Origin of the sequence: Plantibacter sp. Mn2098 (genome assembly GCF_049319745.1) — a bacterium.
Classification (GTDB): Bacteria; Actinomycetota; Actinomycetes; order Actinomycetales; family Microbacteriaceae; genus Plantibacter.
Genome location: NZ_JBMOUH010000009.1, coordinates 1 through 24588, shown reverse-complemented (window position 1 = coordinate 24588; position 24588 = coordinate 1). Strand labels below are relative to the sequence as shown.

General features: G+C 66.9%; 26 protein-coding genes. 14 read left to right on the top strand and 12 right to left on the bottom strand.

Annotated elements, in window-relative coordinates; all coding sequences use genetic code 11:
* The first annotated feature begins 9 nt into the window (after window positions 1–9).
* The 7 genes from ACL9RL_RS14440 to ACL9RL_RS14410 all read left to right on the top strand — a co-directional run bounded on the left by ACL9RL_RS14440 (window position 10) and on the right by ACL9RL_RS14410 (window position 7117).
* Window positions 10–921, top strand: a complete 912-nt coding sequence (locus ACL9RL_RS14440) for an ABC transporter ATP-binding protein (RefSeq protein ID WP_422780972.1) — start codon at window positions 10–12, stop codon at window positions 919–921.
* Window positions 918–1766: an ABC transporter permease subunit gene (locus ACL9RL_RS14435; protein ID WP_422780971.1), complete on the top strand. Its 849-nt coding sequence runs from the start codon at window positions 918–920 to the stop codon at window positions 1764–1766. Before ACL9RL_RS14440 ends, ACL9RL_RS14435 begins: the two co-directional genes overlap by 4 nt.
* 10 nt (window positions 1767–1776) lie before the next feature.
* Window positions 1777–3033: a sensor histidine kinase gene (locus tag ACL9RL_RS14430; RefSeq protein ID WP_422780970.1), complete on the top strand. Its 1257-nt coding sequence runs from the start codon at window positions 1777–1779 to the stop codon at window positions 3031–3033.
* Between the two features lie 80 nt (window positions 3034–3113).
* Entirely contained in the window at window positions 3114–3797 is a 684-nt protein-coding gene (locus ACL9RL_RS14425; protein ID WP_422780969.1) for a response regulator, read from the top strand.
* A 72-nt stretch (window positions 3798–3869) separates the two neighbouring features.
* A complete protein-coding gene (locus ACL9RL_RS14420) occupies window positions 3870–4868 on the top strand; it encodes a mechanosensitive ion channel family protein (RefSeq protein ID WP_422780968.1) in 999 nt (332 codons plus the stop codon).
* Between the two features lies 1 nt (window position 4869).
* Complete coding sequence (locus tag ACL9RL_RS14415; RefSeq protein ID WP_422780967.1) at window positions 4870–5289, top strand: globin; 420 nt, start codon at window positions 4870–4872, stop codon at window positions 5287–5289.
* Between the two features lie 151 nt (window positions 5290–5440).
* Window positions 5441–7117: an FAD-binding dehydrogenase gene (locus ACL9RL_RS14410; RefSeq protein WP_422780966.1), complete on the top strand. Its 1677-nt coding sequence runs from the start codon at window positions 5441–5443 to the stop codon at window positions 7115–7117.
* 60 nt (window positions 7118–7177) lie between these two features.
* On the opposite strand, the gene ACL9RL_RS14405 is transcribed toward ACL9RL_RS14410, so the two are convergent.
* On the bottom strand, window positions 7178–7867 hold the full coding sequence (locus tag ACL9RL_RS14405) for a hypothetical protein (RefSeq protein WP_422780965.1): 690 nt from the start codon (window positions 7865–7867) through the stop codon (window positions 7178–7180).
* Window positions 7868–8005: 138 nt separating this feature from the next.
* Between ACL9RL_RS14405 and ACL9RL_RS14400 the strand changes: the two genes are divergently transcribed.
* A complete protein-coding gene (locus ACL9RL_RS14400; protein ID WP_422781177.1) occupies window positions 8006–8863 on the top strand; it encodes an acyl-CoA thioesterase in 858 nt (285 codons plus the stop codon).
* 87 nt (window positions 8864–8950) lie between these two features.
* On the opposite strand, the gene ACL9RL_RS14395 is transcribed toward ACL9RL_RS14400, so the two are convergent.
* The 5 genes from ACL9RL_RS14395 to msrA all read right to left on the bottom strand — a co-directional run bounded on the left by ACL9RL_RS14395 (window position 8951) and on the right by msrA (window position 13159).
* The gene (locus ACL9RL_RS14395; protein ID WP_422780964.1) at window positions 8951–9424 is read right to left on the bottom strand and encodes an acyl-CoA thioesterase; all 474 of its coding nucleotides are present in this window, start codon (window positions 9422–9424) and stop codon (window positions 8951–8953) included.
* 80 nt (window positions 9425–9504) lie between these two features.
* Complete coding sequence (gene ettA, locus ACL9RL_RS14390) at window positions 9505–11187, bottom strand: energy-dependent translational throttle protein EttA (protein ID WP_422780963.1); 1683 nt, start codon at window positions 11185–11187, stop codon at window positions 9505–9507.
* Between the two features lie 5 nt (window positions 11188–11192).
* Window positions 11193–11756, bottom strand: a complete 564-nt coding sequence (locus tag ACL9RL_RS14385; RefSeq protein WP_422780962.1) for a DUF6993 domain-containing protein — start codon at window positions 11754–11756, stop codon at window positions 11193–11195.
* A gap of 53 nt (window positions 11757–11809) precedes the next feature.
* The gene (locus tag ACL9RL_RS14380) at window positions 11810–12382 is read right to left on the bottom strand and encodes a single-stranded DNA-binding protein (protein ID WP_422780961.1); all 573 of its coding nucleotides are present in this window, start codon (window positions 12380–12382) and stop codon (window positions 11810–11812) included.
* A gap of 249 nt (window positions 12383–12631) precedes the next feature.
* Window positions 12632–13159, bottom strand: coding sequence for a peptide-methionine (S)-S-oxide reductase MsrA (gene msrA, locus ACL9RL_RS14375; RefSeq protein WP_422780960.1), 528 nt, complete (start codon window positions 13157–13159; stop codon window positions 12632–12634).
* A 141-nt stretch (window positions 13160–13300) separates the two neighbouring features.
* Here msrA and ACL9RL_RS14370 point away from each other — a divergent pair, with 141 nt between their 5' ends.
* Together ACL9RL_RS14370 and ACL9RL_RS14365 are read left to right on the top strand one after the other, a co-directional pair.
* Entirely contained in the window at window positions 13301–13528 is a 228-nt protein-coding gene (locus ACL9RL_RS14370; protein ID WP_422780959.1) for a hypothetical protein, read from the top strand.
* A 130-nt stretch (window positions 13529–13658) separates the two neighbouring features.
* Entirely contained in the window at window positions 13659–14429 is a 771-nt protein-coding gene (locus ACL9RL_RS14365) for a hypothetical protein (protein WP_422780958.1), read from the top strand.
* 7 nt (window positions 14430–14436) lie between these two features.
* Here ACL9RL_RS14365 and nadE read toward each other — a convergent pair whose 3' ends face one another.
* The 3 genes from nadE to ACL9RL_RS14350 all read right to left on the bottom strand — a co-directional run bounded on the left by nadE (window position 14437) and on the right by ACL9RL_RS14350 (window position 17062).
* Window positions 14437–15267, bottom strand: a complete 831-nt coding sequence (gene nadE, locus ACL9RL_RS14360; RefSeq protein ID WP_422780957.1) for an ammonia-dependent NAD(+) synthetase — start codon at window positions 15265–15267, stop codon at window positions 14437–14439.
* 28 nt (window positions 15268–15295) lie between these two features.
* Window positions 15296–16720, bottom strand: a complete 1425-nt coding sequence (locus tag ACL9RL_RS14355) for an NAD(P)-binding domain-containing protein (RefSeq protein WP_422780956.1) — start codon at window positions 16718–16720, stop codon at window positions 15296–15298.
* A gap of 180 nt (window positions 16721–16900) precedes the next feature.
* Window positions 16901–17062: a hypothetical protein gene (locus tag ACL9RL_RS14350; protein ID WP_422780955.1), complete on the bottom strand. Its 162-nt coding sequence runs from the start codon at window positions 17060–17062 to the stop codon at window positions 16901–16903.
* A 345-nt stretch (window positions 17063–17407) separates the two neighbouring features.
* On the opposite strand from ACL9RL_RS14350, the gene ACL9RL_RS14345 reads away from it, so the two are divergent.
* From ACL9RL_RS14345 to ACL9RL_RS14330, 4 genes are read left to right on the top strand one after another with little or no spacing between them, the layout of a single operon-like run.
* On the top strand, window positions 17408–18439 hold the full coding sequence (locus tag ACL9RL_RS14345) for an iron-siderophore ABC transporter substrate-binding protein (protein WP_422780954.1): 1032 nt from the start codon (window positions 17408–17410) through the stop codon (window positions 18437–18439).
* Window positions 18436–19527, top strand: coding sequence for a FecCD family ABC transporter permease (locus ACL9RL_RS14340; protein WP_422780953.1), 1092 nt, complete (start codon window positions 18436–18438; stop codon window positions 19525–19527). The genes ACL9RL_RS14345 and ACL9RL_RS14340 overlap by 4 nt, the downstream gene beginning before the upstream one ends.
* On the top strand, window positions 19524–20585 hold the full coding sequence (locus ACL9RL_RS14335; RefSeq protein ID WP_422780952.1) for a FecCD family ABC transporter permease: 1062 nt from the start codon (window positions 19524–19526) through the stop codon (window positions 20583–20585). Before ACL9RL_RS14340 ends, ACL9RL_RS14335 begins: the two co-directional genes overlap by 4 nt.
* Complete coding sequence (locus ACL9RL_RS14330; RefSeq protein WP_422780951.1) at window positions 20582–21385, top strand: ABC transporter ATP-binding protein; 804 nt, start codon at window positions 20582–20584, stop codon at window positions 21383–21385. Before ACL9RL_RS14335 ends, ACL9RL_RS14330 begins: the two co-directional genes overlap by 4 nt.
* Before the next feature lie 41 nt (window positions 21386–21426).
* Here the strand turns inward: ACL9RL_RS14330 and ACL9RL_RS14325 are convergent, their stop codons facing one another.
* From ACL9RL_RS14325 to ACL9RL_RS14315, 3 genes are all read right to left on the bottom strand, one after another.
* Window positions 21427–21939 (bottom strand): GbsR/MarR family transcriptional regulator, encoded by a 513-nt coding sequence (locus ACL9RL_RS14325; RefSeq protein WP_422780950.1) that lies wholly within the window; start codon window positions 21937–21939, stop codon window positions 21427–21429.
* A gap of 111 nt (window positions 21940–22050) precedes the next feature.
* Window positions 22051–23454 (bottom strand): DUF222 domain-containing protein, encoded by a 1404-nt coding sequence (locus ACL9RL_RS14320; RefSeq protein WP_422780949.1) that lies wholly within the window; start codon window positions 23452–23454, stop codon window positions 22051–22053.
* 100 nt (window positions 23455–23554) lie between these two features.
* Complete coding sequence (locus ACL9RL_RS14315) at window positions 23555–24388, bottom strand: hypothetical protein (RefSeq protein WP_422780948.1); 834 nt, start codon at window positions 24386–24388, stop codon at window positions 23555–23557.
* Between the last annotated feature and the right edge of the window lie 200 nt (window positions 24389–24588).

Genomic DNA, 24588 nt, shown 5'->3' with positions numbered 1-24588 from the left:
CGTGGAGTCATGATCCAGGCAGAACACCTCAGCAAGCGCTACGGCGAGAAACGAGCCGTCGACGATGTCGGCTTCACGATCCGCCCCGGCCAGGTCACCGGGTTCCTCGGGCCGAACGGCGCAGGCAAGTCCACGACCATGCGGATGATCGTTGGCCTCGACCGCCCGACGAGCGGAACCGTCACGATCGGCGGCAAACGGTACGACCAGCTCAAGTCCCCGCTGCGGGAGGTCGGCGCGCTCCTGGACGCGAAGGCCGTCCACACGGGACGCACGGCAAGAGACCACCTCCGCGCGATGGCTGCGACGCACGGCATCGCCTCGTCCCGCGTGGACGAGGTCATCGGACTCACGGGCCTCGACGCCGTCGCCGGCAAGCGCGTCGGCGGGTTCTCGCTCGGCATGGGGCAGCGTCTCGGCATCGCCGCAGCCGTCCTCGGCGACCCGCACACACTCATCCTCGATGAACCGGTCAACGGCCTCGATCCGGAGGGCGTCCTGTGGGTGCGCACCTTCGTCCGGCATCTCGCGGCCGAGGGCCGCACGGTGTTCCTGTCCTCGCACCTCATGAGCGAGATGGCCCTCACCGCCGACCACGTGATCGTGCTCGGGAAGGGTCGGGTGCTCGCGGACGGACCGCTCGATGACCTCGTCCGGCAGTGGACGGCGACGAGTGTGCTCGTGCGCACACCGCACGCCACTCAGCTCGCGGCGCTCTTCACCCGCGAGAACGTCTCGATCACCCGCTTGGAGGAGCACCTCCTTGAGATCACCGGCGTCAGCTCGGCAGAGGTCGGCGTCGCAGCGGCCGGAGCTGCGTTGGTCCTTCACGAACTCACGCCGAAGTCCGGCTCGCTGGAAGACGCGTACCTGAGTCTCACCGGCGATTCCGTCGAGTACCGCACAGGGGGCGTCCGATGAGCGACACGAAATTCTCGACCACCACGACGGAAGCCGTCGATCGGGCACAACACCGCGTGGCGGAAGCCCTCGGGGGCCTCTCCTTCGCGCGGATCCTCCGCTCCGAGCAGATCAAGCTCTTCAGCCTTCGGTCCACCTGGTGGGCCCTCGCGACGATCGTGTTCCTGCAGGTCGCCGTCGGCACGCTCATGTCGTTCGGCATGGTCTCCTCCTTCCGCGGCGAGACCCCGCCCGGCGCAGACGGCGCGGCGATCGGCATGCAGGTCGCGACGTTCGGCGTCTTCCTCGCCCAGCTGATCGCCGCGGTGCTCGGTGCGCTCGCGATCACCGGTGAGTACTCGACCGGCATGATCCGCTCGACGCTCACCGCGGCTCCCGGCCGGCTGTCGACCCTCTTCGCGAAGGCGATCGTCGTCGCGACGGCGTTGTTCGTCACGGGCATCGTCGGAGTCGCGGCGACAGTCGCTGCGACGACACCGATCCTCGCGCCGTCCGGTCTCACGATCGACGCGTCCTCGATCGGCCCGCTCACCCTGTCGGCGCTGTATCTCGCCATGATCGCGGTGTTCTCACTCACGATCGGCTTCCTGCTCCGCAGCGGCGCCGGTGCGATCGGTGCCGGCCTCGCGGTCATCCTCGTCGCCCCGATCATGGTCTCGATGATCCCGGGCGAGGTCGCCCAGACGGTCGCGACGATCCTGCCATCGAACGCCGGGCAGTCGATGTTCACCCATCCGATGAGCGGGAGCGGCCTCGAACCGTGGCAGGGCTTCCTCGTCCTCCTCGCCTGGATCATCGTGGGACTCGTCGCCGCCGGTACGGCCCTGCGACGACGGGACGCGTAGCATCGGCTCTATGAGTGCAGAGCAGAACCTCCTCCGGCGGGACGGCCTCCCGTCGGAGGAGGATTTGATGCTCCCGAAACCTCCCGGCGTGATCCGGCAGTGGTGGGCGAGGCACCCGTGGGTGGCGGATTCGCTCATCGCGGGCTTCTACCTGCTCGTCGCGCTCCTCGGCACCGTCACGGTGTATGTCGTCGGACCGGAGGGCGATGGCGCGCAGCTGCACCCGTTGCGCGCAGTGCTCTCCGTCATCGCGGTCCTCGTCACGACGGTCGCCGTCCTGTTCCGCAGACACCGTCCCGTTGCGATGCTCGCGATCAGCCTGATCACAAGCATCATCGCGGTGAACCCGGAGGGCGGATTCGACATCCTCGTGGTGCCTGTGCTGCTGTACAGCATCGCCGTGTACCGCTCTGTGAGGCACGCGTGGCTGGGGTTCGCCGCGACATTCGTCAGCACCGTGATCACGCCGTTCCTCCCCTGGTCAGGCAGCGCGGGGACAGGCGCCGGGTACCAGTCGGTCATCGGGATCACCGGCCTCGCCCTCTTCGGGCTCCTCATCGGCATCAACATCGGCAACCGCAAGCGGTACGTCGCCGCGCTCGTCGACCGTGCGGCGCAGCTCGCTCGCGAACGGGATCAGCAGGCGCAACTGGCGGCCGCCGGCGAACGCACCCGGATCGCCCGGGAGATGCACGACATCGTGTCCCACTCCCTCACCGTCATCGTCGCCCTGTCGGAGGGCGCCGTCGCCACGAAGAACCAGGACTCGGCGAGGGTCGCGATGGAGGCCGTCGCCCAGGCGGCACGGACCTCCCTGACCGACATGCGCCGGATGCTCGGCGTCCTCCGCGAGGACGGCAGCGCTCCACTCTCCCCACAACCGGACGCCGAGTCCATCCCGGCGCTCGTCGAGACGTTCCGCACCACCGGGCTCCCCGCGAAGCTCACCACGACAGGGCCCGCCATCGAGGACCCCTCCGTCCAACTGGCGGTGCACCGCATCGTGCAGGAGGGACTCACCAACGCGCTCCGCTACAGCACGCAGCCCACCAGGGTCGACGTGTCGATCACCAACCGCGGCTCCGACGTCGAGGTGCGGGTCGAGAACGACGGCGCGATCGTCGACGCGCCCTCCGTCGGCGCCGGCCAAGGACTCATCGGACTGCGCGAGCGCGTCGCGTTCCAGGGCGGTAACGTCGAGGTCGGGCCGATCGGCAACCGGACCTGGCGGGTGCATGCGACGCTGCCCGTTCGGTTGTCACCCTGACCGCCACCTCGCGTCCGACGGTTCCCGCTTCACAGCACTTCGTCCCATACCAGCACACCGATCCCTCAGGAGCAGTACAGATGACCACCTCGCCGATCCGGATCCTCCTCGTCGACGACCAGCAGCTCATCCGGCTGGGATTCGGCCTCGTCCTCGGCGCCGAGGACGACCTCGAGGTCATCGGAGAGGCTGCAAGCGGAGAGGAGGCGGTCCGGCTCGCAGCGGAGCTGCGCCCCGATGTGATCCTGATGGACGTGCGGATGCCCGGCCTCGACGGCATCGGCGCCACCCAGCGCATCGTCGCAGAGCAGCCGGACAGCCGGATCATCATCCTCACGACCTTCGACCTCGACGAGTACGCCTTCGCAGCGCTCAGAGCCGGAGCGAGCGGTTTCCTCCTGAAGGATGCGGTGCCGGCCGAACTCACCTCCGCGATCCGCTCGGTGCACTCCGGCGACGCCGCAGTCTCCTCCCGAGTCACCAAGCGCATGCTCGAACTCTTCGCGGACGAGCTCCCCGCGGACACGGACGCAACAACGGCCGACGCTGACCAGAACTCGGAACTGGACGAGTTGACGCCACGAGAGCGCGACATCCTGATCGCGATGGCAGAGGGCCTCAGCAACGCGGAGATCGCCGCGCACTTCGTCCTGTCGGAGTCGACCGTGAAGACGCACGTTGGCCGCGTACTTATGAAACTGCAGCTGCGCGACCGTGTGCAGGCCGTGATCTTCGCCTACCGTCACGGACTGGTCCGTCCGTAGACGGTGCGCCTGAACACACGGTCAGGTGGCACTCGGGCGTCCCACACCCGTCGTGGATAGACTTCCCGATATATGGAATGGGAAAAGATCTGGACCAACGTCCTCGCCTTCCTCGCCGAAGCCGGACTGAAGCTCGTGATCGTCGCGGTCATCATCGTCGGCGCGTTCTTCGCCGCGTGGATCCTGCGCTACGTCATCCGGCGTGTCGTCGGCCGGATCGTGAGCGGGGTCAAGAAGAACGCGAACGTCGAGGACACGCAGTCGCTGCTCGCCTCACCACTCGCAGCCGTCCGTCTTGTGCAGCGCACCAGGACGCTCGGGACCGTGCTGAGCAACATCGTCAACGTCACGATCGTCATCATCGCGGTGATCCTCGTGGTGTACGCGCTCAACCCCGGCATCCTCGGCTCCTTCGCCCTGCTGTCCGCTGCGATCGGCGCCGGCCTCGGTTTCGGCGCCCAGAACATCGTCAAGGACATCCTCAACGGACTGTTTATGGTGATGGAGGACCAGCTCGGCGTCGGTGACGTCGTCGACCTCGGACCCGCAACGGGCGTCGTCGAGACGGTCGGCATCCGCATCACCCAGGTCCGCGACGTCAACGGAACGCTCTGGTTCGTCCGCAATGGCGAGATCCTCCGCGTCGGCAACATGTCCCAGGGATGGTCTCGGGTCATCATCGACCTCGCCATCCCGTACGACGCCGACGTCGACGACGTCCAGGCGAAGATGCTCGAAACCGCCACGGCGCTCGCCCACGACCCCAAGTGGCGCTCTCGCATCCTCGACAAACCGGAGCTCTGGGGACTCGAGTCCATCTCAGGCGACGCGCTCGTGATCCGTCTCGTGATGAAGACCCGCTCGAGTGCGAAGGACGATGTCGCCCGAGAACTCCGCAGCAGACTCAAGCGGGCGATCGACGAGATGGGCGTGCACCTGCCGTCGCTCAACAGCATCGTGCTGTCGGGTTTCGAAGGCGCAGCGAGCGTCTCGGGCGCACGACCGCCTCGCACGAGACCGACGAACGTCGTCCCGCCGGACGCACCCACCACGAAGAAACCGAAGGCCTGACGTGACCGACGACACCCCCACCACCTTCTACGAACAGGTCGGCGGGCACCCCACCTTCCAGAAGCTCGTCGACGAGTTCTACCGCGGCATCGCATCGGATCCTGTCCTGAAGCCCATGTACCCGGAGGAGGACCTCGGTCCGGCGGCGGAACGCATGACGATGTTCCTCGAACAGTACTGGGGCGGCCCAGGCACCTACAGCGAACGCCGTGGGCACCCTCGCCTCCGCATGCGGCACATGCCGTTCGCGGTCAATCCGGATGCGCGGGACCGATGGCTGTCGCACATGCGCGCCGCGGTCGACTCGCTCGAGCTTTCGCCGCTGCACGAAGCGACGCTCTGGGACTATCTGGAACGCGCCGCTCAAGCAATGGTGAACACGTTTGACGATGGCGGACAAACGAGGTCGAGCCTCCTCTGAGGCGCGTCGACCCGGGCGGGACCCCGCGGTCGGCACGATATTCGCCCGAGCATCACTCAAGATCCTGACGGGACTTCCACCCGCAATGTGGGACGATCGTCCCACTCTGCTCTACGATCGTTGACAACCCCAGTGCCGAAGGAGTCACAGGATGTCAGGATCGCCGAAATCGCCAGGAACAGCAACGCAGGCCGACGCCCTCGTCGTCGGCGCCGGTCTCGCCGGCCTCGTCGCGACAGCTGAGCTCGTCACAGCCGGAAAGCGCGTCATCCTGCTCGATCAAGAGCCGGAGTCGAGCCTCGGCGGGCAGGCGTTCTGGTCCTTCGGCGGACTGTTCCTCATCGACTCCCCCGAACAACGCCACCTGGGTGTGAAGGACTCCCTCGAACTCGCCAGGCAGGACTGGTTCGGCACAGCGGGCTTCGACCGCGCAGAGGACTACTGGCCGAAGCAGTGGGCGGAGGCCTACCTGCAGTTCGCCGCCGGCGAGAAGCGCGCGTGGCTCAAAGAGCGCGGCGTCGGATTCTTCCCCGTCGTCGGCTGGGCGGAGCGCGGCGGCTACGGCGCGATCGGTCACGGCAACTCCGTCCCCAGGTTCCACATCACCTGGGGCACCGGACCAGGCGTCATCGCACCATTCGTCGATGCCGTGCGCGAGGGCATCGAACGCGGCCTCGTCACCGCGCACTTCCGACACCGCGTCGACGCACTCGTGGTGACGGACGGGGCCGTGACCGGCGTCACCGGAAGCGTCCTCGAGCCATCCCACGTCGCGCGCGGGGTCGCATCGTCGCGAACCGTCACCGGAGACTTCGAGTTCTCGGCCGGCGCGGTGCTCGTCTCGAGCGGCGGGATCGGCGGCAACCACGATCTTGTGCGGAAGGCCTGGCCGAAGCGACTCGGCACCCCGCCGGCGCACATGCTGTCCGGCGTCCCGGCGCACGTCGACGGACGGATGCTGGAGATCAGCGGCCGCGCCGGCGCCAACCTCATCAACGGCGATCGGATGTGGCACTACGTCGAGGGCATCACGAACTGGGATCCGATCTGGCCGCAGCACGGGATCCGGATCCTGCCGGGGCCGTCATCGCTGTGGTTCGATGCGACCGGCAAACGACTCCCGGTCCCGCTCTTCCCGGGGTTCGACACACTCGGCACGCTCGAACATCTCCGCTCCACCGGGCACGACCACAGCTGGTTCGTACTCACCCAGAAGATCATCGAGAAGGAGTTCGCCCTCTCCGGAAGCGAACAGAACCCGGATCTGACCGGCAAGGACATCGGTCTGCTCGCCAAACGGGTCGGCCCCGGGGCACCGGGGCCGGTCGAGGCGTTCAAGCGGCACGGCGTCGACTTCGTCGTCGCGGACACACTGACCGAGCTCATCGCCGGGATGCAGGATCTGAGTCCGGACGTGCCGATCGACGGCGCCAGGATCACGGCAGAGGTCGAGGCGCGTGATCGGGAGATGGACAACCCGTTCACCAAGGATCTGCAGGTCACCGCGCTCCGCGGCGCCCGCAACTACCGCGGCGACAAGCTCATCCGGGTCGCGTCGCCCCATCGCCTGCTCGACCCGAAACAGGGGCCCCTCATCGCCGTCAAGCTCCACGTCCTCACCCGCAAGAGCCTCGGCGGCATCGAGACCGACCTCGATGCGCGGGTGCTCGATGCGAACGGCGCCGTGATCGATGGACTGTATGCGGCCGGCGAGGCGAGCGGGTTCGGCGGCGGCGGCGTGCACGGGTATCGCGCGCTGGAGGGCACGTTCCTCGGCGGCTGCCTCTTCAGCGGACGAACGGCCGGACGGGCGATCGCCGCGAGGTGACGGCTTCGTGATCCCTGCACAGCTCGGTCGTGACCGCGTCGCGGCAGGGATGGACGTCGCTCAGAGGGTCGCCGTGCGCACCAGGACGTGCCCACGATCGGTCGTCAACCGCAACCAGGATCCGGACGCGAAGACCCGTGCCGATTCCGGTGCACCCAGGAAGCCGAGTCCGACTGCCGCGAACGCAGCGCCCGTCGGCAACCCCTGGCCGTTGTCGAACAGGCGCGACCACACGCCGGAACGGACCTTCTGCACGATGTGGTCCCCCGCCGCCTCCGGAAGGGCCGCTGCGACCTCGCTCGCACCAGCCTTGGCCACGCCCTCGAGCAGCGCGGAGTCCACCGTGCCGGTCTGGAGCCAACCGCCCCGAGGCGCCGACTGTCCCGCCCAGCTGACCGCCTTGGATGATGGCGGCAGAACGAGTCGGAGCCCGTCGGTACCGGTCCCGGCGGCGCCGGCTTCGACGTCCGCTCCGGTCCCGGTCAGGCGTGCGAGACGGTCGAGGATCTCTTGCGGCGCGACCACCTGGTCGACGTCCGCGGACTCTGCGAGGGCGAAGGTGCGGAACCCGATGATCGTGGGAGCCCGATCGAGGATCCCCCGCGGATACAGGACCGGCGCGGAGACGGCCAGCACACGCCCGGTCACCACGAGTCGGATCGCGGAGTCGTCGAGCCTCGCCGCGCGAGCGACGAAGACCTGGAGGTCTGAGCGGGTGTGGGCGTCTGCGAGGATCAAAGAGGAAGTCATCTCCTCTCTAAACTACTTGATGGGCCCGTCTTCCCTGAGACGAGGCCCGGCTGTGAACGGAAGGCGATGCACGTGACGGACTCCATCGAATCACCCGGTTCCACCGGTCCAGACGCCGCCGCCGAATCGTCCAGCGCGATCGAGTCGTTCCTCACGGCCCTCGACCTGAGCGACACGGGTGCGAGGACGAACGAGGACATCTTCACGGGACCCTCCCAGTGGATGCCGCACGGACGGGTGTTCGGCGGCCAGGTCCTCGCGCAGTCCGTCGTGGCGGCGACGAGGACGGTCGACGATGACCGACCGATCCATTCGATGCACGGGTACTTCCTGCGCCCCGGGAACGTCGACCTGCCGATCACCTTCGCGGTCGACCGCATCCACGAGGGTCGATCGTTCGCGACCAGACGCACCCAGGCCTATCAGAACGGTGTGCCGATCCTCTCGATGATCGCCTCGTTCCAGACGCGCGACACCGGCCCTGAACACCAGGTGGACATGCCGACGGACCTGCCGGATCCGGAGACGCTCCCCTCCGCGGCGCAGCTGCTCGACGGCATCGACCACCCGGCCGCGAAGGCGTGGGGCACCGGCCGGCCGTTCGACATGCGTCACATCCCGTCACCCATCTATCTGAGCGTCGAGGGCGGGCGGACGGCGCACCAGGCCCTCTGGTTCCGGGCGACGGCGACGCTGCCGGACGATCCGACGCTGCACCGCGCAGCACTGGCCTACGCGAGCGACTACACGATCCTCGAGCCCATCCTCCGCCGCCACGGTGTGCCGTGGGCGACGCCAGGGATCAAGGTCGCAAGCCTCGACCACGCGATGTGGTGGCACCGGCCGGCACGCGCCGACGAGTGGCTGCTGTACGTGCAGGAGTCCCCGAGCGCGACGGGTGGACGCGGATTGTCGCTCGGGAAGATCTTCAGTCGTGACGGCGTGCTCGTCGCCAGTGTTGCCCAGGAGGGCATGGTCCGTATTCCGGAGTTGTGAGCGTCGGGCCCTTCGACAGGCTCAGGGACCGGGCGTGGTCGGGGCCGCGCGTGGCCCGGTCGCTGAGCTTGTCGAAGCGCACCGCGCTCAACGCCGGCTGAACTGCACCGGCTCCTCGAGGTACGGCTCCCACGCGGCGCGCTCGATGTCGCCGATGCGCCGCGGCGCCATCGTCCTCGAGTCCACGAGCACTACGGTCGTCGACGCCTTCGCGTACAGCACCTGCGGCGTGGCGCCGAGGGGGCTGTAGACCTCGTAGCTCACCTGCATGCTCGCGCCGCCGATCTTGCCCATCCACAGTTCGACGTCCAGCGGATCCCGCTGGTACGGGATCGGCGCGAGGTACTCGATCTCCTGGTGGGCGACGAGGGTCAGCGTGTCCGCGTCGAGGCGCGCTTCGATCACCGCCGTCGGCGGGGCTTCCTCTCCCGGAACGGTCGGCTTCCAGAACACACGAACGCGTGCTTCTTCGAGGAGCTTCAGCAGGGTCGCGTTGTTGACGTGGTTGAATGCGTCGAGGTCGCCCCAACGCAGCGGGATGGGGACGTGGAGTCTCGTCATCGTTGTCCTTCGATGTCGTGGGGTGCGCCGCGGACGGAAACGGCCGCTCCTCCGCGCAGTGCGGAGAAGCGGCCGGATGCTCAGTCGCGGGTCAGGCGGCGGTGGGCCGAACGGTGCGGCTTGGCCGCGTCCGGACCGAGGCGCTCGATCTTGTTCTCCTCGTAGGCTTCGAAGTTGCCCTCGAACCAGTGCCAGTTGGACGGGTTCTCCTCGGTGCCCTCGTAAGCGAGGATGTGCGTGGCGATGCGGTCGAGGAACCACCGGTCGTGGGTGATGACCACGGCGCAACCGGGGAACTCGAGGAGGGCGTTCTCCAAGCTGGAGAGCGTTTCGACGTCGAGGTCGTTGGTCGGTTCGTCGAGGAGCAACAGGTTGCCGCCCTGCTTGAGCGTGAGCGCGAGGTTCAACCGGTTGCGCTCACCACCCGAGAGGATGCCGGCGCGCTTCTGCTGGTCCGGTCCTTTGAACCCGAACGTGGACACGTAGGCACGCGAGGGGATCTCCTGGTTGCCGACCTGGATGTAGTCGAGACCGTCGGAGACGACCTCCCACAGCGTCTTGTTCGGGTCGATGCCACCACGGGTCTGGTCGACGTACGAGATCTTGACCGTCTCGCCGATCTTCAGATCGCCGCTGTCGAGCGGTTCGAGACCGACGATCGTCTTGAACAGGGTGGTCTTACCCACACCGTTCGGGCCGATGATGCCGACGATGCCGTTGCGCGGCAGCGTGAAGCTCAAGCCGTCGATCAGGATGCGCTCGTCGAAGCCCTTCTTGAGGTTCTTGGCGTCGAGGACGGTCGAACCGAGGCGCGGACCCGCTGGGATGGTGATCTCTTCGAAGTCGAGCTTCCTGGTGCGCTCGGCCTCCGTGGCCATCTCTTCGTAGCGTGCGAGACGGGCCTTCGACTTCGCCTGGCGACCCTTGGCGTTGCTGCGGACCCACTCGAGTTCGCTCGCGAGGCGCTTGGCGAGCTTGGCGTCCTTCTTGCCCTGGACTTCGAGGCGCTCGCCCTTCTTCTCCAGGTAGGTGGAGTAGTTGCCCTCGTAGGGGTACAGGCGGCCGCGGTCGACTTCACAGATCCACTGTGCGACGTGGTCGAGGAAGTACCGGTCGTGGGTGACGGCGAGGACGGCGCCGGGGTAGGCGGCGAGGTGCTGCTCGAGCCACAGCACGCTCTCGGCGTCGAGGTGGTTGGTCGGTTCGTCGAGCAGCAGGAGGTCGGGCTTCTGCAGGAGGAGCTTGCAGAGTGCGACACGTCGCTTCTCACCACCGGAGAGGTTCACGACGAGCGAGTCGGACGGCGGGCAGCGGAGCGCGTCCATCGCCTGCTCGAGCTGGGAGTCGAGGTCCCAGGCGTCTGCGGCGTCGATCGCTTCCTGCAGCACGCCCATCTCGGCGAGCAGCGCATCGAAGTCGGCGTCAGGCTCGGCCATCGCGAGCGAGATCTCGTTGAAACGGTCGATCTTGCCCTTGATCTCGCCGACGCCCTCCTGGACGTTCTCGAGAACCGTCTTGGTCTCGTCGAGTTCCGGCTCCTGCATGAGGATGCCGACACTGAATCCGGGCGTCAGCTTCGCTTCGCCGTTGCTGGGGGTGTCGATGCCGGCCATGATCTTGAGGATCGTGGATTTACCGGCACCGTTCGGCCCAACGACGCCGATCTTGGCACCGGGGAGGAACGCCATCGTGACGTCGTCGAGGATGAGTTTGTCGCCGACCGCTTTGCGGGCGCGAACCATCGAGTAAATGTATTCAGCCATGTCGTCTACCAGTCTATTGGCCGGGTCGCGCCGACGAGGCAACGTCCGGTGTCGAGGAGGGGTGCGACCTCGGAGTGGTAGCCGATGTTCGCTCCGTGCTGACCGATGATGCAGGAACCGTTCCACTTGACGGAGAACTGGATCGAGTCCGCCGCGAGGTCGATGCTCGTGGTGTCCGGTGTGACCTCCATGTCGGCCTTCGGGAACCCTGCCGTGACGAGTCCGTCGATGAAGTCGCGGCCGCCCGCATCGGCCTTCGCCGTGAGGGTCTTGTTGTTCACGAGGTCGAAGAACGGCAGGTTCTCCGCGGCGGTGCCCTCGGGCACGAGCACCGGCGGTCCGGCGACCGTGGACGTCGGAGTCGGGGTGGCGGTCGGGGTCGGCTTGGCGCTCGGCAGCAGGCTGCAGGCCGAGACGAGGAGCATCGCCGTCAGTCCGATGACGGCGAAACCGACCCTCCCAGCTTTCCTGGAGCGCCCGGAGCTGCTCGCTCCGGAGCTGCTCGGTCCGGCGTTCCTACGGAGTCGATGACGGCGCGGGGAGACGTCCCCTTCGAGGCTGTTGTGCACGGGACGCATTCTACGGGGGCCGCCCTGGGGATCGCCCAAGACCGGGTGCGATCTCAGAACGGTGTCGGTTCGAGCGACTCGTCGAACCCGACGGCACCTGCCGCGTCACGCCCGCCGCCGACCGACTCGTGCGCACCTCGGTCGTCGCTCAGCGCTACTGGCGCATCGTCTCCGGCAACTGAACCAGGACCGAGCGCCCATCCGGCAGCGTCGACCACTGCGCGCGGGGATCCGCCATCCGGCCCGGCGTCCGAGACGCCGGCCTCTGCGCCGCGCTCCCCCGGTTGATGTCTGGACAGCCAACCGATGTCGACGCCGACGACGTCGGCATCGATCTCAACGCTGGTCCCGCGACGTTCGCCGTTCTCCCAGTCGCGCACGCGCAGCTTGCCGCCGACGACGACACGCTGCCCCTTGTGCACCGTGTGCTGTGCCGCCGCGGCGAGGCGCCGGAAGCACGAGACGGTGTACCAGCTCGTGAGTCCCTCGGTGAACTCCTTCGTGGCCGGATCGAACCGCCACTGCGTCGATGCGAGCCGGAACGAGACGACGTCGAGATCGTCCGTGATCCGACGGTGGTTCGGGACGGTGGCGACCGTCCCGCTCAGGGTGATGCTGTCTGCCATGGCGTCCTCCAGACGTCGTCTCGGGAGGACTGTCCGCCCGAGCGGCTCGGAGGTGTGGTTCGTGCCGATGGATCACGCCTCCGAGCCGCACGTCCAGCCTCGTGTCCGGCGGGCCACGATGGTGGCGATCTCGACGATCGGTGGACAACACGACGGGGTCGGCAGGTTGTGGAGGAAGCCTGCCGACCCCGTCGACCGATCTGGATCCCGGCGCCGCGCCCTGTGCGGGTCACGCGCGCCGGAACGGCGCTACACCGTCGCGTACTCGGCGAACCGGCGACGAACCTTCGTCACCTTGGGAGCGGCGACCGCGAGGCAGTACCCCTGACCAGGGTTCTTCGCGAAGAAGTCCTGGTGGTAGTCCTCAGCGACGAAATACTCGCCGAGCGGCTCGATCGTGGTCACGATCTGACCGTCCCACCACTCGCGTGCGCGGTCGATCGCCGCCTCGAAGACCTCGCGCTGCGCGTCGTTCTTCGGGAACATCGCCGAACGGTACTGCGTGCCGATGTCGTTGCCCTGACGGTTGAGCTGGGTCGGGTCGTGCAGCGTGAAGAACGCGTCGAGGATGATCTCACCCGGGATCACCTCCGGGTCGAAGGTCACCGCGACGGCCTCAGCGTGCCCGGTACGACCCGTGCAGACCTGCTCGTAGTTCGGGGACGGCGTCGAGCCGCCGGTGTAGCCGCTCACAACGGCGGAAACACCTCGAAGTGTGCGATACACGGCATCCAGACACCAGAAGCATCCTCCGGCCAGCACGTACGTTTCAGTCATCGTGTGTCTCCTCACTCACATGGCGCGATCGCCTCACGATACAACCGCTGCCTGAACGCGGGCATTCCCTCGCGGTGTCGGTGGTTGCTCGTACGCTCGAATCATCGGCTGATCGGGTCGAATCATCGAGGGAGGGCTCACATGTCCGGTACCACCACTCGGGCTCTCAGCCCGATCGCTGCACACATCCGTCCCGGGTACTGGCGCATCACGGCTACCGATGGACGCGTCATCGGCAACATCGAGGAATCCGCTTCCACCGAGGGCGGGCCGTTCCTCGCCAGGCGGTTCGTCGCCGCCTCCGTCAGCTATGCCCAGCTGGGGCGCTTCCATGACATGTCTGACGCCATCGACGCCTTCCGGGCCTGAACCGGGCCGTGCACGGATGATGCGGATCGGATCCTTCGATCTCCGCCTCCCGATTCCGTCGCGATCACGATCCCCAGGACCCCGGAGCGTCGGCCTGGGATGCACCCCGTCGGAGGGTAGTCTGCGGCACATGCACTGGTGGAATGACTTCGTAGAGTGGGTGACCTCGTCAGAGGCTCGCCCCGTGCTGTTCGCTGCGGCCATCTTCGTTGTGGCCGTCGTGGTGTCCGTGCTCCTGGCCGCCGGCGTGAGCCGTCGTGCGCTCAAGGGCATCGTGGACCAGCGCGATCGTGAGCAGAAGAATGCCTCGATCGCCGCCCTCATCGATGCAGCCACCGAAGCGAGCGTGTGGAACTCCCTCACTCCGCAGGAGCAGGTCCTGAACGACCGCGCAGTCGCGCAGGCCGACATCCTCGTCCGGCTGAGCCCGGTGAAGGGTGCCGCCGTCGCAGCCGACTGGGCGAACCACCAGCTCCACGAGATGAAGCGCAACTCAGCGACGTTCGGGTACGAACTCGACCCGGTCGTGCAGGAGTTCCGTGATCGCCTCATCGACTGGACCAAACGTCCGTCGCGTGCGAAGAAGATCTTCGAGAACGACCTGCGCACCTGGACGCTCGACGCAAGCGAGTCCGACAAGGCGCTCATCGCCGACCAGGATGCCTGGGTCGCCCAACAGCACCACAACGCGTACAGCAACGGTGCGCAGGGCGCTCCCGTCCAGCCTGCCGCGTACACGAAGCAGGCACGCTCGATCGACACCGGTACGACGCAGCGCATCCTCGACGACGTCGCAGTCCTCGAGGCCGAGCGCGCAGCGAAGGCCGCGAGTGGTCAGCGTCCGCCTGTCGCGCCGGACCCGGTGAACGCGAACAGCGCGGTCAACGCTCAGAACTCCTAGCCCGTCGTCATCCCTCCGCGCGCCACCAGGCGTCGAACTTGTTGACGGGCACCTGACGTTTGTGCTCCGTCGCCCGGTAGCGGGCTTCGATCGCCTCGGCAACCGCCTGGTCGACGTCCTTCCCCTCCAGGAAGTCGTCGATCTGCTGGTAACTGAGACCGAGGTTCGCCTCGTCGGTCTGGCCGGGATTCTCGTCGAGCAGGTCCGCGGTCGGGGCCTTGAGGTAGAGGCGCTCTGGAGCGTCGAGCGCTTCCAGGAGTGCGCGGCCCTGACGCTTCGTGAGTCCGCTGAGCGGGAGGACGTCCGCTCCCCCGTCGCCGAACTTCGTGAAGAATCCGGTGACGGCTTCCGCCGCGTGATCGGTTCCGACGACGAGGAGCCCCTGCTGACCCGCGATCGCGTACTGCGCCATCATGCGGGCCCGCGCCTTGGTATTGCCCTTGACGAAGTCCGTCATGCGGGTGCCGGTCGCGTCAGCGTATTCGGCTTCAAAACCGTCCACGGCACGCTGGATGTTGAACGTGACCGACTGGTCGGCGCGGATGAAGGACAGCGCGAGCTGCGCATCGTCCTCATCGTGCTGCACGGAGTACGGCAGCCGAACGGCGACGAAGACGGCGTCGCCCTGCTCCGCCCGCAGTTCCTCGGCCGCGAGCTGGCAGAGCCGCCCGGCGAGCGAGGAGTCCTGACCACCGCTGATGCCGAGGACGAAGCCTCGTGCACCGGTGGTGGTCAGGTACTCCTTGAGGAAGTCGATCCGAGAACGGATCTCCCCGGCAGGATCGATGGCCGGGGTGACGTTGAGTTCCGCGATGATGCGGGCCTGGGTCTCGCGCATACCCCAAGGCTACTCGCTCAGTCTGACCTCAGGCGCTCGCGAGCGGCGCCTGATCGACCCCGTCCTGCTCCGGGTCCGGCGTGGACAGGTATCGCGTGAGCGAGTCGTCGAGTTCACGCAGCCAGCTCGTGTGATGTGTCTGCGCGATCGTGCCAGTGATCACCGAACGGTAGGTGCGATCCCGGTAGCCCAAGATGTCGTCCTGCTTGTCGTGCTTCCACGCGAGGAAGATCTCCACCACCTCGTCCAGATCGAACATCGGGTAGTCGGTGGCGTTGATCAGGTCCCTGATGTAGTCGGCCTGGAACCGGATCTCGTCGGCCGGTGATGCGATGGCGTTGAACCGTTCGAGCCACGCGTCGATGTCGCGCTGACGCTCATCCGCTGCGGGGAGCTGGAGAGTGCCGTCGATCACGTCGCGGACGAACCAGGCCTGCGCATCGAACATGTTGAAGGTGAACCACTGGTCCTGCGCGCCCAGGTAGAAGACGTGCGGGTTGTCCTGCCAGACGACGCCCTGGTAGAGATTCGCCGGGTAGACGCAGTTGCGGGAGTCGAGCGCGAGGTCGTCCGGGAGGAACGGGTACTTGTGGAGGTAGCCGGTGCAGAGGATCACGGCGTCGAACCGGCGGGACGTGCCGTCCACGAAGTGGGCCGTGGAGCCCTCGAACCGCTCGACGATCGGGACCTCCTCGATGCCTGCGGGCCAGTCGTATCCCATGGGTGCCGTGCGGTAGCTGATGGTCACGGAACGGGCGCCCATCTTGTGGGCCTGGACGCCGATGTCCTCGGCGGAATAGCTCGAACCGACGAGCAGCACGTCCTGGCCTTCCAGAGCCTCCGCTCCACGGAAGTCGTGCGCGTGGCACAGACGGCCGGGGAAGGTGTCGAGGCCGGCGAGATCCGGCAGGTTCGGGAAGGAGAAGTGCCCGGTGCTCACGATGATGTCGTCGAACGTCTCGACGATCGTGCGGTGCGCCTCGAGATCCTCGCTCGTGACCGTGAACATTCCGGTTTCGGAATCCTGTTCGACCCAGCGGACGACGGTGTTGAACCTGACGTACTTCTTGACGTCGCTGCGCTGCACACGACCGTCGATGTAGTCCCAGAGCACCTCGCGCGGCGGGTACGAGGAGATGGGACGGCCGAAGTGCTCATCGAAGCTGTAGTCGGCGAATTCGAGGGCTTCCTTCGGACCGTTCGACCAGAGGTTGCGGTACATGCTCGAGTGGACGGGTTCACCGTGCTGGTCGAGTCCCGTGCGCCAGCTGTAGTTCCACTGGCCGCCCCAATCGGCCTGCTTCTCGAAGCAGACGATGTCCGGGATGGGACGCCCGTCTGCCTGTGCCAATTCGAAGGCCCTCAGCTGCGCCATGCCGCTGGGTCCTGCTCCGATGATTGCGACTCGCTTCGTCAAATTCTTCACTCCGATTTCGTATGTCGCTGTGCGCATGTTCGTGGAGAACACGCGCACTGGATACCGCGGAATGACGGGTGAAACAGGCCCTCAATACAGAAGAAGCCCTCAGAAGCTGACGCTTCGAGGGCTGTTGTCTGCATTCAATTCCGCGGTATACATATGCACCGAGGCTAGCATGAGGCTGATTTTCGCTCGGTCGGCCGAGGGCCGCCATCATCGTTTTCGACGAATCCAGAGGTAGGCGACCGCGCCGATGACCACCGTGATGAGCAGGAATCCTACAAGCAGCAGCGGCCGATGCTCCGACTGGTCGTCCGTCGCCGCGAGCGTCGTCGCCTGGTTCAACGCATCGCTGTAGACGTCGTGCAGTTTCACCGTGTTCTCCTCGGGATCCAGGTCGGCGAAACACTCGCGCACACGTCGATCAGGACGTCGTTCGAAAACTCGACCGGGACGATGCTACGTGATCAATACGTAATATGTGCGGACAATCGCAGTGGGTCGCACGAGATTCACAACGCGTGTCCAGGGGCGGCACGGCGTCGCGCAAGGCGCCATCATCCCGTCAACTTTCATTTCATTTGAAAGATGCTCGTAGGTAAGGCTAGGCTTACCAATCAGGTCGCTGGAGATCCACGCGACGGGCCCACAGCATCCGGCCCCGGCGTCCGGCCATCCAGCATCCCTCCCGCACCACCCTTCCCCATCGAAAGGGCCACCATGCCTGCTGTCTTCACGCGCGCCACCCGGCGCGTGGCCGCGATCGCAACTGTCATCACCGGGGCACTCCTGCTCAGTGCGTGCAGCAGCGGCGGAGCCTCGACGTCCGCCGGCTCAAGCGATTTTGGGACCGTCACGATCAAGCATGCCCTCGGCACCGCGGTCATCACCGAACAACCGAAACGGGTCGTCACCCTCGGCATGGGATCAGCCGAAACGGCCATCGCCCTCGGCACGGTCCCCGTCGGTATCGAGGAGTACCCCTGGGGCAGCGACGACACCGGCTACCTCCCCTGGATCCACGAGGCGTTGGAGGCGGAGGGCGAAGCGTTGCCACCGCAGTTCACCGGCGGTGCGGAACTCGACATCGAAGCCGTCCTCGACCTCGACCCCGATCTGATCCTCGCCCCCTGGTCCGGACTCACGCAGGACCAGTACGACATCCTGAGCGACATCGCACCGACGGTCGCCTACGAGAAACTCCCCTGGACGATCACCTGGCAGGACCAGATGTCCGTGATCGGCCAAGCGCTCGGGAAGAGCGACGAAGCGACGCGGCTGATCGACGGCATCTCCGACACCTTCGCCGAGGCGACGGCCGCGCACCCCGAGTACCGCGACGTCAGCTTCTCGTACACCTACAACACCGGTCCGGGTACGCTCGGCGTCTTCCTCGCGGACGAGCAGCGCGTCGCGATGGTCCGCGGGCTCGGACTGCAGGTCGACCCGGTCGTCAAGACGCTCGATGAGACCGAGGGCACCGATTCCTCGCTCATCGGGCTCGAGAACGGTGACCTCCTGAACGGCTCCGACCTCATCTTCACCTTCTACTCCGATGCGGCGAACCGCGCGGAGATCGAGGCGCAACCGCTCTACCAGCAGATCCCGGCGATCGCCCGCGGTTCCGTCGTCGCGCCGGAGGAACAGGCATTCGTGACCGGTTCGTCGATCATCAACCCGTTGACCGTCCCCTGGACTCTCGAGCGGTACGTGCCCCTGATCGACGCTGCCATCGCCAAGCTCGGGAAGTGATCGACGCGCACGGCGGCGACCGTCCGACCGCGCCAGCCGGCGTCGTCGAACGGCCTGCCGTCGTGCGCGGATCCGAACGAGGAACATCCCGCGCGGCCGGCTCCACCCCGCGAAGTCTGCTGGTGCTCGCACTCGCGATCGTCGCCCTCGCCGTCGTCTGCTGCATCAGTCTCGTCGCCGGCGGCAAAGTCACGAGCATCGGCCAGGTCCTCGATGCACTGAGCGGCGGGGGCGATGCGCACGTGCGCGCCGTCGTCGAGAGCCGGATCCCACGCACCATCCTCGGTGCGATCGTCGGCGCGAGCCTCGCGGTCGCCGGTGTCATCATCCAGGGCATCACCCGGAATCCGCTCGGTGATCCCGGGCTGCTCGGCATCACCGTCGGCGCATCGGCCGCCGTCGTCACCGCAACCGCGTTCCTCGGGTTCGCCGGTGGCGCGGGGACGGTGTGGATCGCACTGCCCGGGGCACTCGTCACCGTCATCCTGGTGTACCTCGTCGGCGGTCGCGGCTCCGGCGGCAGCACCATCCCGCTCGTTCTCACTGGTGCCGTGGTGTCGGCGGTACTCGGCGCCTACATCGAGGCCATGACCCTCACGATGCCGACGGTGTTCGACTCGTATCGGCACTGGGTCATCGGTTCGCTCGCCGGACGCGGACTCGACACCGCAGCGACCGTTGCGCCCGTGCTCGTCCTCGGCTTCCTGCTCGCGTGCGCGCTCGCTTCCGGACTCAATGCGCTCGCGCTCGGCGACGACGTCGCTTCATCACTCGGCGTGCGGGTCCCCGTTGTCCGAGCAGGTGGCATTCTCGCCGCCGCACTTCTGAGCGCCGGGGCCACCGCCGCGGTCGGGCCGATCGCCTTCGTCGGCCTCGCAGTACCGCACCTCGTCCGCGGACTCGTCGGGACGGACCACCGCTGGCAGCTCCCGATGGCCGTCACCCTCGGAGCGGCGCTGCTCATCGCCGCCGACATCGTCGGCCGGGTGATCGCGCGTCCGGGCGAACTGATGGTCGGTGTTGTGACGGCGTTCATCGGCGCTCCCTTCCTCCTCGTGGCGGTCCGACGCGGATGGGTCGCCCGATGACCGGCGCCTTGGCACGCTCGGCGGCTCCAGCCGTGCGTGTGCTCACGATCGGTCGATGGATCGCCGTGCCCGTGCGCCGGCGAGCTATCCTCGGCTGCATCGCCGTGGCCCTCCTCATCCTGATCACCGGATTCATCACGCTGACCGCCGGGAGACTCGGTGTGCCGCCTGCCGAACTCGTCGGTGCGCTCTTCTCCCCGCCGTCGGGGAAGACCGGGTTCGTCCTCGAACGGCTTCGTGGGCCGCGTCTCGTCACCGCGATCGGCGTCGGTGCGGCGCTCGGGCTGGCCGGCACCCTCTTCCAGACAGTCACCCGCAACCCGCTCGGCAGTCCGGACATCATCGGCCTCGGTGCTGGCGCCGGCGCCGGTGTCGCAATTGCGACGCTGCTGTGGCCGGGGATGATTCCGACGCCGCTCGGTGCGCTGCTCGGCGGTGTGGCGGCGATCGCGCTTGTGCACGTGTCGACGGGTCGGGGCTTCAGTTCGCCCGCCAGGGTCGTGATCGCCGGCATCGGGGTGTCGGCGATGGCCTACGCCGTCACCCAGTACGTCGTGAGCGTCGGGCTGAGGGATCATTCGGTGCAACTCGCCGCCTACCTCGCCGGGAGCGTTTCGGCGAGCGACTGGGGCGACGTCGGCGTCCTCGCCGTGACACTGGCGATCGTCTTCCCGGCGGCCGCGTTGCTCTCCGGGCGGCTGCGATTGATCGAGATGGGCGATGATCTCGCCGAGTCGCTCGGTGGGCGAGTCGACCGCACCAGGACCGTTGCGATCGTGCTCGCGGTGATCGCCGCGGCGGGTGCGGTGACTGCGGCGGGTCCGATCTCCTTCGTCGCGTTGACGGCACCGCAGATCGCCCGTCGGGTGACGGGCTCCCCCGGTGCGAACCTCGTCGCGTCGGCGCTCTTCGGCGCGCTCATCCTGGTGGTGGCGGATCTTGCGACGCAGCAGATCCCCTGGGCCAACGGGCTTCCGGTCGGTGTGCTCACCGCCGGCGTCGGGGGTGTGTATCTCGGCTCTCTGCTCGTTCGCGAGTGGACGAAAGGACGCGTGTGAATCAGCGATCAGGACAGCCAGGGCTTGTGGCGACGCGAGTGACGCTCGGGTACGACCGGCGGACGGTGTCGAGCGACCTCTCGTTCACGGTGCCGCGGGGAGAACTCACGGCGATCATCGGACCGAACGGGTGCGGCAAGTCGACGCTGCTCCGCGCGCTCGCGAAGACGAATCGCCCGTCGCAGGGCGCGGTGACACTCGACGGCCGTCCCGTCGCACAGTTCCGTCCGAAGGAGTTCGCGCGTCGTCTCGCGCTGCTGCCACAGGACCCGGTGGCCCCGGACACACTCCGTGTGCGCGATCTCGTCTCGCGCGGCCGTCATCCGCACCACTCGGTGCTGCGACAGTGGATGCCGGGCGATGCCGAAGTCGTCGACCGGGCGATGTCTGCGACCGGGGTCGCGGAACTCGCGGACCGGTTCGTGTCGGAGTTGTCAGGCGGCCAGCGGCAACGGGTGTGGTTGGCGATGGTGATCGCCCAGGACACCGAGTACGTGCTGCTCGATGAACCGACGTCGTTCCTCGACATCGCACACCAGGTGGAGCTGCTCCACCTGTGTCAGGACATGCGCGATGCCGGACGGACCGTCGTGGCCGTCCTGCACGATCTCAATCAAGCGGCCAGGTACGCCTCGCAGCTCGTGGTGATGCACGAGGGGCGGATCGTCGCACAGGGCGAACCCAGAACGGTGCTGACCGCTGCACTCGTGTCGACGGTGTTCGGCCTGGAGGCAGAGATCGTGTCCGATCCGCAGACCGGTGCGCCGATGGTGGTGCCACTCGCCCGGGTGCGGGGCTGAGAGCTCGGCCGTCCTGCCCTCGTCTTGCCTCCAACCGATCATCACGGCGTGGGTCGGGCGGTGTCTCGGCCCGTGTCTCGATCGGTCTTGAAGCGCTCCCACTCGCTGCGGAGCATGCGGTTGTCGATGATCCATCCCATGTAGTCGCGCATGTTGAGGACGCGTTCGTGTGCTGCGCCTCCGGGAGCGGTGTACTCCAGCGCACGTGTTGCGAGGGCGCGCTGGCTTGCCAGGTAGTGCTGCTCTGTTTCGAGGAATCCGCCCCAGACGTCGCCGTCCATCACGAAGTAGTGGGCGCGGTCGCCCGGCTTGCGGACGAGTTTCACGAACCCTCGCGCGACGAGCCGGCGGGTGTAGGTGGAGACGGAACCGCGGCTGGCGCCGAGTGCTTCAGCGAGGTGTTCCGCGCTGACGCCGGCGGAGTCGTCGATGAGGAGGTAAGCGGCGATCCGACCTTCGATGCGCGACGCGCCGACCGTCTGCCAGTAGTCGGCGAACCGTTCGACGAACCACTCGGCGAAGTGGGTTGCGTCGCGGGGCCCTGGCTCACTCATGCTGTGTCTTTCCTCTCGGCTGATCAGTCTGCGCTGCGCTGTGCTGCCGGCCTCTGGCTTGCCCACCGTCGCGACGAGACGTCCATCTGATTCTGCCAGCGCACGCACGGGTCACCCCGCTCCCACAGATGAGTGCTGTCGTCGCGTGTCCGGCCGATGCGGTGCGAGCAACGGTTCCCAATCGGGTGGATCGGGCACGGAGACGTGGATTGAACCGCTGGGAGTGCGCCAGATGAGCGCACCGTTCTGATCCTGTGTCAGCGTCCACGGTGTGTCGTGCTTCAAGTGATGGTGTTTGGGGCAGAGATGCGCGAGGTTCGTTGTACTCGTTTCTCCGCCTGCTGCCCAGGCGGCCGTGTGGTCGATGTCGCAACGTTTGACGTTCCGATTGCAGGTCGGGAATCGACAGGTGCCGTCTCTGATGGCGAGCGCCCGTTTGAGGTCGGTTGGCGGCGTGTACCGGTCCCGACCGACGGAGAGCACCGCCCCGGTCTCAGGGTGCGTCAGGAGGCGGGTGAACGACGGCGCATGCGTGGTGAGCCGTTCCGCGGTCTCACTGTCGATCGGACCGTATCCGTCAAGCGACGCAGGCGCGTCATCGAGACCGAGCAGGCTGAGCACCGGGACGGTGATGTGCACCGTGGGCATGATCCGGTTGGACACCACAACCGGGTTGGGCAGAAGACCCATCCACGTCTCCTCGGGGAGCGGATCCGAAATCGATTCAGACGCGTCGAGCACGGGGCCGAGAGCCTCAAGCGCGGAGTGCGGCGCTTCGACGCGAGGACCGGCAACCGCGCCGCCCAGCAGCAGGCAGTTCGCGGCGTCGACCTGGAGCTGCGCGATCGTGCGGCCGTCGTCGATCTGTGACGCTTGGAGCGCCACTGCAAGGAGTCGATCTGCGGCGGCGGTCGCAACGACGCCAGTCGTGTACAGCGACAACCAGGCCATGCCGTCCGCAGCGGGCACCACTGACAGGTGGCGCTCGCTGACCGCGCGACGATGACGGACCGTGATGCTTTCGGGATGCACCCGTTCACGCAGACGGCGGAGGGTGGAACGCAGCTGGGATACCGTCTGCGTACGTGCGCGAGGCAACACCGCGCACTCGAACTCGGCTCGCGCAGCGGGATCCAAGGTGATGGTCTGCTCCGTGATCGCGCGGGCGTGAGCGGCGGAGATCTCCCCCGCCTCGAACGCGATCATCGTCTCCGGCAGCGACCCGACGAGCACTTCCGCCTCGCCGATCAATCTCGCGATCGTCTGCTCCGACACTCGCACACGGAGTGACAATTCAGCCTGCAGCGACCGCCTGGCCAGCTCCTGTGCCCGTGCCGGCGACGTTCCGACGGGCATCAGGGATTGGGCGGTTGCGTCGACGATCCGTGCCGCTTCGGCAAGGATGCGAACGCGTTCGGCCTCCAACGCGGCGATCTGTCGTGCGCGCTCGGCATACTCCTGCACCTGTTCGGTGATGAGCGCGGCAACCCGATCCGCAGTCGAAGGAATATCCATACTTCGAGCATACCCGAGGCCGGAACAATAGAACAGGTATTCTATGCAGTCTGTGGAAAACCACCATTGCGAGCGAAGCTAGCTCAGCAACAATCCGACCTCAGTCATCCACCGACCAGCGCTCCAGCGGCACGACCCGCACCGCGGTCAACCGCACGATCGGCAGCAGGACCGGAAAGCCCAGCGCAAGACTCCATCCCCGCGTATCGATGTCCACCCGAACGGAATTCTCCAGATCTCGGATCGCCACCTCGGGGCCGATCGAGAACTCTCCGCACGATGTGAGCATCGACCCGCCGCCGAAGCCGGTCGCGTAGCCCTGCAGCTCACAATCCTGACGGGTGCCCGGCACGAACTGGCTCACGACCAGCGCTACAGCCGCCACCGCTGCCACCGGAATCGCGATGCGACGAATTCGCCTTCGCCGCTTCCGCTCAGGCCCCGAGGGCCACTCCCGATCAGGTTCCCCCTGCGCCGACCGAACCATCTCGCGACGCATCATCAGCGCCGCGACGAACGCTCCGATCGACGCGAGCGCGATCCCCATGCCCACAACCATCTCGAACAGAAAGGCGGCGTCTCCAATCGCGATACAGACGATCCACACGAGCCCCAGAAGGAGAACGATCGATTGCCAGACGAGGTAGGTGCGGAATCGGCGCGGTCGCGGATTCGAGCTGGTGCGACTCGTCACGATGGCGGCATTCACCAGCGCGGAGGCGCCGAGGATCAGCGCGAATACGCTCGCCACACCCTGATGGAACAGCGCAGCAGTGAAGTCGCTGATGTGCTCGATACGAAGCGGCAGCATTTGGGCGAGCCCCCAGCCGACTGCAACGAGCGGCACGAGCAGCCATGCGAGCGTTCGCGGCAGATGCAATCGCACCCCCGCCCACGCGCGCTCAATTCGACCGAGTAGCTGTCCCCACATCACAGCCCCAATTGTGCCCGGCAGGCGAACCTGCGACCAAGAGATGAGAAGGCATCTCTTGCACACCTGATTGTGCCCCCGGCAGGATTCGAACCTGCGACCAAGAGATGAGAAGGCACCTCTTGCACACCTGATTGTGCCCCCGGCAGGATTCGAACCTGCGACCAAGAGATGAGAAGGCACCTCTCGAACACCTGATTGTG